Consider the following 7444-nt stretch of genomic DNA (forward strand, 5'->3'; position numbering starts at 1 on the left):
GGGAAGTGGTGCTGAACCCGGCTGAAAAGTGAATGTTTTTTTTCAAAAAAATGCGTCATCTTCGTTGACATTGTCCGGCGACTGGTTACCTCAACAACTCGATTCCCGCCCGAAAAGCCGAACTTGAGCGTAGGGAGGCCGTAGAGAAGCAGGTCCGGGCAGCATATGACGAAGGTGCAGGCAAATACTCGGCCGGCGACCTTGCGGGGGCCATCGGGGCTTGGGAAGGAGCTTTAAGGATAGCCGAGGATGCCAAGCTGACAGCCGAAATCAGTACCAGCCTCCAGAATGCCAGAACGAAAACTGCTCGTATACAGGCGTTGCATAGTGAGTCTTTATCGCTTTTCGGGAGCGACAGCCTCAATGCGTCCGAAGTGAAGTTCAGGGAACTGCTTTCCCTTGATGCCTTCAACGCCGATGCCAAGGAATACCTCGCCACGCGGATTCCCGCCCGGAGAGCTGAACTGCAGCGGAAAGCTGAAGCTGAAGTCTTGGCAAGAGCTACGTACGATCGGGGGAACAAGCTCTACGAAGCCGGTGACTACGAGGGTGCGAAGGCAGCCTGGAGACAGGCTCTGGATATTGTGCAGGAGCAGCGGTAAAGAGAGGACGGCGGGTGCTCGGTATAGCAATGGAGCTGCCGGTTCGTGAGGCTTTTTTGAAATCACCGAAGGAATTCACGATTGGAAATGAATTAGCGTATATTATTAAACTATAAGTATGTCATGGCGTAGCTTGTGTGTTGCAGAGCAATGCCATATTTTCTTTTTTTATGCGGTGTCCCCGTGTCCCCTAGCACCCCCGCATTCAATTTCTTCCGGTGCTTTGATGCAGTTGCCCCTTTCGGGCAACATTGAATGGGATCCGAAGGATTGCCATAATGAACGGATGTCGAACGCATGTATCATGGAACCAAAGCTGGAGCTGCAGAAATGAAATCGATCATCGCCAGGGCCTTCTTGGGCGCCTGCATCCTTACCCTTCCTGCATCCCTGCAAGCCCGGGCTGAAGAGTCTGTCAATACCGGAGGGGCCCCTGCCGTGTCACTGACTGATCTCGGCAGGATGGCCGAGGAGAACATCAGGAAGGTCGAGTCGCTTATTGAGGAGCGCAGGAAGGCCGAGCGCAAGGCTGCCCTTGACGCCGAGGCCCGCAGGGCGTTCGGCCGCGGTGTCCGGCTTGCCGAGTCCGGAGACCTGGATGGGTCGAAAAAAGCACTGAAAGAGGCGCTGGAAATAACCCAGAGCCCCGAGATGCGCTCATACCTCGAAGAGCAGAGCCGGCGCAGGCAGGAGTATAGCACCGCAGAGGGTGAGGCGCTCGACAAAGAGCGGAGGGAACTGGCCGCACTGCAGAAAGAGCGCGCTGCGGTGCTGCCGGCAGAGGGAGCTAAAGCCGAGTGGCTCACAGATCTGTCGCTCTCGGCGGCAACGGAGCTGAAGGCGGCCGTCCAGTCGCGCATCAACCTGCTTAACGGCGAGGGTGAGACGCTTTTCAAGGCCGATCGGCTCGACGAGTCGGAAGCGAAGTTCCGCGAGGTGCTCAAGCTTGACCCCTCGAACCTCAAGGCAAGAGAGTATCTGGGATCCCTCGTTCCCGTTCGCAGGGCGGGGCTGCAGCGCATAGCCCTGGCTGAAGAGAAGGCCGGTGAGGCGTTCGAGCGTGGCAATAAACTCTACCGCTCCGGCGACCTGCTTGGCACGAGGGCTGCCTGGGTGGAGGCGATCAACACCACCGAGATCCCTGCGACCAAAATGGGCATGGCTGCCCGCATCAGCAGGCTCGATACTGAAATCGCCGTGCTGTACTCGAAAGTGGACGGGCTCAACAGTGAGGGTTCTGCCCTGTTTGATGACAACCGGCTCGAGGATGCCGAGGCCAAGTTCCGCGAAGTGCTCACCCTCGACCCCACGAACGCCAAGGCTATGGAGTACATGGATGTCATGATTCCCCGCCGCAGGGATCTGGTCGCAGCCCGGGACGCCGTGGAAAAGAAGGCCGAGGCCGTGTATCTGGAGGCCAACAGGCTCTATGCCGCCGGTGACGCGGCAGGTGCCGGAGCGGCATGGCAGAATGCGATGGCGCTCACCCAGGATGTCGCCCTGAAGGCGAAGATCACCGCCAAGGTCCGCATTGCCGAAGAGCGCAAACGCCAGGATGCCGAGGCCTTCCAGGCAAGGATTGCCGGGCTGTATGCTGACGGTGTTGCCCTCTACGACGTCGGTCGTCTGGAGGATGCCGGCGGCAAGTTCAGGGAGGTCATCGCGCTTGACGCGACTCACTGGGGTGCCCGCCAGTACCTTGATCACAAGATCCCCGGCCGGAAGGTTGAAGAAGTCCGTAAGTCACAGGTCGAGCAGGCTGCAAAAGCGGCGATGGAGCAGGGCAACAAACTCTACGCCGCCGGCGACTTCGAGGGCGCCCAGGCGGCCTGGAACAAGGCGCTGGAAATCACCCGGCAGCAGCGTTGAACAGGTGAACCCGACATCAGGGCTGCAGCTGCGGCCCTGCCGCATCATATCGACACGACTGAACGCTGCAAGACACCGATCTCCCCCTAGTGAAGAGAGTCCTCAGAAAATCCGGCACAAGCCTCCTTCTCTTTTTCGCCATCTTCAAGGGCGTTCCGGGTACCGTGTCTGCGGAAGAGCCCTTGCGGCCATCTCCTTTTCCTCACTCTTCGTCCCTGTTTTTTGCCCCTTCATTCCTGACGAAGCTCGGCGGACCTGAACAGCCCTCCCGAGAACCTTTGCAGCCACAGCCCTTACCTTCAGCATCGAACCCTGATGGCCGGGGATCGGGGTTTCTCAATGCTTCCGTACAGTCCGCTCCACCGCCCGGCTCAAGTTCTGCCATGAGTGAACCCCACCGGGGGAGTTTCCTGCTCGGCTCCGGTCCGGCTGCACCCTCTCCGGTGCCTGCCGGCTTGAGGGTAAAATCGAGGCCGATACCGGGACCGACACAGAGCCCGTCACTGCAGCCGGTTGCCATCAGGCCGGTCACGGCCACAACCCTTTTTCCCGCTCCTCCCCGGAAGCCTGTTGAAGAGGCTGTACCGGTACTGCAACCCGGCACTCGTACTGAGAAGGGCAGCGGAAGTTTTCTTCTTGGGTCTCCTTCTCCATCGCAAGCGGCGGAGGCCCCACGTCTTGACCCCCGATTTGAGCCGGCACCCGTCACCGCTCCCCCGAAGCTGGCGGACATCGCAGCATCGCCCGTATCGGGCACCACCGCTGCTGCCGTCTCCACGCCTTCAGAACAGCCCATCGTGAGCTCTGGAAGAACCGCGCGGGGGAGTTTCCTTATTGAGCCCGTGCCCCGGGACCCCGTCCCTGCTTTCCCGCCTGCCATGATCCCTTCCGCTGCGCCCCCTGTTCCTGCTCCCGCAGAGAGTGTCGTCGAGGTGCCCGGCAGTGTACTTCCTGACGCTAAGCCCTTGAAGCCGGTTGTCGTGAATCAGCCGACGAAAGAACCTGTCGTACAGGCACTTCCCAAGTCCGATGTGGCAGTCAGGAAAGAGTCTCTGCACAGGAGCTTCCTGCTCGATTCGCCTCCTTCGACACCTGCAGTCGTTGAGGCTGAGCCGTTGCCCCCTGTTGCGAAGAGGGTTGCTGCAATGCAGCCTTCTCTGCCGGCTCCGCCCCCGATCGTGCCCGCTCCCGCGGCTCCTGCAGCGCTGGAACCAGCTGTGGTTGAGTCTCTGCCTGCCGCCGTTCTGGCGGTCCCGTTGCCTTCGGCTGATGCGCCCTCCGTGGACGGAGGCGCAAAGAAAACTGTTCCTGATGCTGTCGCCACAGCGACAGCGCCCGCTCTGGCAGCGGCTCCTCTGCCGGATGAGCCGGTCCCGGCAGACCCTGGACCCTCAGCTGCTTCTGCTGCTTCCCCAGAGCGTGCCCCGGCGGCTGCTCCTCTCCCTGCCCCTCTTCTTCCGGAGCCTGTCGCAGCCGAACCGGAGGCTGTCGTTCTGGAAGAGGGCGAGCCACTCCCTGAAGCGATGCCCGGGCCTGTTGGCGCGCCTCTCCCCGAACCGGTCGCCGGGGTTGCGATTCCTGATGCCGAAAGTGAAACGAGGGTGGACGGTGAACCCCCGAAACCCCAGCCGTCGGTAGAATCGGTGGCGCTGCCGGAGGAACTCCGGATCGGCGTGGTGCAGGAGCCTCCGTCTGCATTGCAGGAAGCGCCTTCCCGGGAGATCCTCGTCAAGGACGAATCACTTGCGGAGGAGCCCGGCCCCGAAGCTCCGTCTCCCGAGCCGGCTCCCGCGAGGCCCGGGATGCCCCCGCCGCATGACCTTGCCCCCTGGGCCCTTGTCGAGTCAGAGGACGGCGCCCTTCCGGTGTTCGATTCAAGCATGCCCGTCATCCGCAACGAGGTGGCGCGCCTGCAGCTTGAAGAGTGGTCCCGGCATGTGGGTGAGGCTGTCGCCAGGCACCCTTCGGTGCGTGCTGCGGAGTATGCCGAGCAGGAGAGCATCTCTTCAATCGGGGAAGCAAAGGCTCAGCTCTATCCCCAGGTGTCGCTCGGTCTGAACACCGACCTGCGCCGATCGATCCGTGACGGCAAACCCTACGCGACGGTCTCAGACCTTCCGGTTGATGACGAAATCCGCCTGAACCCGAACCTGACAGTGCGTCAGCTGGTTTTCGACGGGGGTGCGACCTCGTCGCGGGGAAAAGCCGCTATGGCCCGCTCTCTGGCGGCACGTGAGCGGCGGGTGTCGACTGAGGAGGGGGTTGCGCTCCGCGCGGTGGCTACGATGATCGAGCTTGCAAAGCTCCAGGAGCAGCTTGAGTTCGCCAGGGAGAACCTGTCCGAGGTGCGCCGGCTGCGCGACATGATCCGCGCGAGAGTTGATGCAGGGCGGGACGCGCCGAGCGAAATGCTTCAGATGAACAGCCGGGTCTTCGAGGCTCGCAACGAGGTGGTCCTGCTTGAAGGACGGCGGGCAGAGGCTGGTGCCCGCTATGAGGAGGTGTTCGGTGGCACGCCGGTCGTCCTCGCGTTTCCTGACGTCTTCGCTCCCATCCCGATGAGCATGTCGGGCGGGATGGATGCGGCTCTGCGAAAGAACCCCGACCTTTTGAGCTCGAAGGCTCTGGTTGATGCGGCTGCCGCGGACTACAAGGCGGCCTGGGGCGCCCTCTACCCCCGCCTTGAGGTGGAGGCCAACCTCACAGTCTACGACGTCACGCGCAACGAGAGTGATTATTACGATTCGTTCGTGGGGCTGAAGCTGAGCCACAATATCCTCGACGGCGGTCTGAAAAGCTCAACCAAGGCCCGCACCCGCAGCCAGATGGAGCGGGCCCGTTCCGAGTACGACAACACCCAGCGTGCAGTCGAACTTGCTCTGAGGCGTGCGTATGCCAACCGTGAGGCGCTGATCCCGCAGTACAAGGCGCTGCAGGCCCAGCTCGACCACAAGCGGGAAACACAACGAGCCTATGAGGAGCAGTTCCTCGCAGGCCGCAGGCCCCTCAATGACCTGGTTGCGGCCCAGCAGCAGGTGATCGATACCGCCATCAGGACCCTCGATTACAAGGCGGAGCTCCACCGCCAGCATTTCGTGATTCTTTCCCTTATCGGTGAATTGGCGAAGGGAGAGGGGAAGAAGATGTGAGACCTGCCGGTCCCCTCCATTGCCGATTGCTCAAATAACCACCAGCGGTGCCATGAACCCGTACCCGTTGCCATGAAAGGTTTTGATTGGGTTTGTGCCCGTATCCGAGGTTTTTTTGCGCAGGCGGTACAGTATGGACTCCAGTGAGCGGTGGCCATATTCGTTGTTGGTGTAGCCAAGCGCCTTCAGAATTTTTTCTCTCGATATCATTTCATTGCAGTGTGCGGAGAACAGAATAATCAGGTCCCGCTCTTTTGCTGTCAGATGCGTATGCGATCCGGAGGGTGAGACCAGATCCCAGTCACTGCGAAGCATCAGCCATGGCTCTTCCTGAGGCTCCGTTTCAGCGACCTCCCGGGTCTGACTGTCATTGGCTATGGAATCAAGAAGTGCTGCTATCGACTGAACGAGCTCCTTGAAGTCAACCGGTTTGGCAATGAATACATGGGCTCCTGCATCGTAGCCCATACGCCGGTCTTCAATGGTGGAACGGGCTGAGAGCACCATGATGGCAGTCTGGGTGTTGTTGCGGAGGTAGCGGGCGAGTATGAGCCCGTCCTGATCAGGAAGGGAAAGATCAAGCAGCGCAAGATCAAATGTGGAATTGTAAAGCTCCACATAGCAGCTGATTGCGTTGGTGGCGGTGGTGACCTGGTATCCCTCAAGTTCCAGGTACATGCCTATGCTTTCTGCCAGATCCCTGTCATCCTCCACAATGAGGATGCTTTTCCCGTTTTTTTCAGTCTGTATGTTTTTCATCCCTATTCCGTGTTGTTTTTATACTCTTTATTTCGGGCAACAGGTATGCTGATTGTTACTGTGATCGAGAGTTCCCCTGTCTTTGTCATCGTCACCTCCCCTCCGTACTGCTCAATGATGTTTCGGGCTGCAGGCAGCCCTACCCCTGCACCGGCAGTCCCTGCCGCATTGGTTCCCCTGTAATACTTTTTGAACAACTCCTCCATATCAGTTCCGGGCAGGAGTTCGACAGCATTGCTAACGTTTATCTCTACGAGTCCGTTCGAAACCGTGCTGGTGATGGTGACAGGGCTTCCCGGAGGGGAGTAGCTGTGTGCATTGTCGAATATGCTGAAGATGGCGGCATCAAAGTGCGAGGGTTCTCCGAAGAGAAATGCATCGTCTGAGGATGCACTAAGGAAGAACCCTCTCTCGGGCCAGCGGGATTGTGCCACGGAGATTGCCCTCTTGAGGGCTTCATGAACGCATATATACTCTTCTCTGCCGGGCTCTGAGGGCTGCTGAAGCCGTTCATGAACCAGTGATATCTCCATCAGTTTCTCCAGTCGTTTGGCGGCGTGCCTTATTTTGCCGATTTCAGTGCCAGCTTCACTGTTTCCTTCAGGCGCCAATCTGTTGAGAATATCAAGATTTCCGGAGATCACGGAAAGCGGCGAGCGGTAATCATGTGCCAGCATTGTCAGGAAGGTCTCCATGCGCTCTGATGCTGATTGTTCCGCCTGAATCGATACCTCCAGGCGTTCGGTGTGTTCACGAAGTTCCCTGCTGATTCGTTCCGAGAGTGCCTCGGCATTTCTGGTGACCAGTATGGACTGCTCGATAGCCTGCTGGCGGGAACTCTGGACCCGGATGGCAAACACCGGCAGGAGCAGCAGCGCATAGATGAGGGATGATGCCTGCAGGGCATTGAAGGCGAACACGCTATCGGGGAAGAATCCCATAAGATGCAGGAAATATACGGTAAAGCCCGAAAATATGGTGACGGTTGCAGAGACAAACAACACCCGGGAAGATCTTGTAGGGAGGACAATTCTTGAACTGAACCATACGACGAGAGGCACTATT

The 7444-nt window shown here is 59.3% G+C and carries 6 protein-coding genes; 3 read left to right on the forward strand and 3 right to left on the reverse strand.

Translation table 11 applies throughout. The features are described from left to right. The first annotated feature begins 320 nt into the window (after nt 1–320). Nucleotides 321–602: a hypothetical protein gene (locus tag A3K90_RS10195; RefSeq protein ID WP_303682510.1), complete on the forward strand. Its 282-nt coding sequence runs from the start codon at nt 321–323 to the stop codon at nt 600–602. Nucleotides 603–932: 330 nt separating this feature from the next. Then, on the forward strand, nt 933–2471 hold the full coding sequence (locus A3K90_RS10200) for a hypothetical protein (RefSeq protein ID WP_303682511.1): 1539 nt from the start codon (nt 933–935) through the stop codon (nt 2469–2471). A 202-nt stretch (nt 2472–2673) separates the two neighbouring features. Here A3K90_RS10200 and A3K90_RS10205 read toward each other — a convergent pair whose 3' ends face one another. Next, entirely contained in the window at nt 2674–3351 is a 678-nt protein-coding gene (locus tag A3K90_RS10205) for a hypothetical protein (RefSeq protein ID WP_303682512.1), read from the reverse strand. Here A3K90_RS10205 and A3K90_RS10210 point away from each other — a divergent pair. Continuing rightward, the gene (locus A3K90_RS10210) at nt 3350–5620 is read left to right on the forward strand and encodes a TolC family protein (RefSeq protein WP_303682513.1); all 2271 of its coding nucleotides are present in this window, start codon (nt 3350–3352) and stop codon (nt 5618–5620) included. The two genes, A3K90_RS10205 and A3K90_RS10210, sit on opposite strands and share 2 nt — an antisense overlap. A 30-nt stretch (nt 5621–5650) precedes the next feature. Here A3K90_RS10210 and A3K90_RS10215 read toward each other — a convergent pair whose 3' ends face one another. Together A3K90_RS10215 and A3K90_RS10220 are read right to left on the reverse strand one after the other, a co-directional pair. Continuing rightward, the gene (locus A3K90_RS10215) at nt 5651–6379 is read right to left on the reverse strand and encodes a response regulator transcription factor (protein ID WP_303682514.1); all 729 of its coding nucleotides are present in this window, start codon (nt 6377–6379) and stop codon (nt 5651–5653) included. Between the two features lie 2 nt (nt 6380–6381). Then, nucleotides 6382–7444, reverse strand: a 1063-nt coding sequence (locus A3K90_RS10220) for a sensor histidine kinase KdpD (RefSeq protein WP_303682515.1), incomplete at its 5' end; no start/stop codon positions are given.

Source organism: Pelodictyon luteolum, assembly GCF_001622165.1.
GTDB lineage: Bacteria > Bacteroidota > Chlorobiia > Chlorobiales > Chlorobiaceae > Chlorobium > Chlorobium luteolum_B.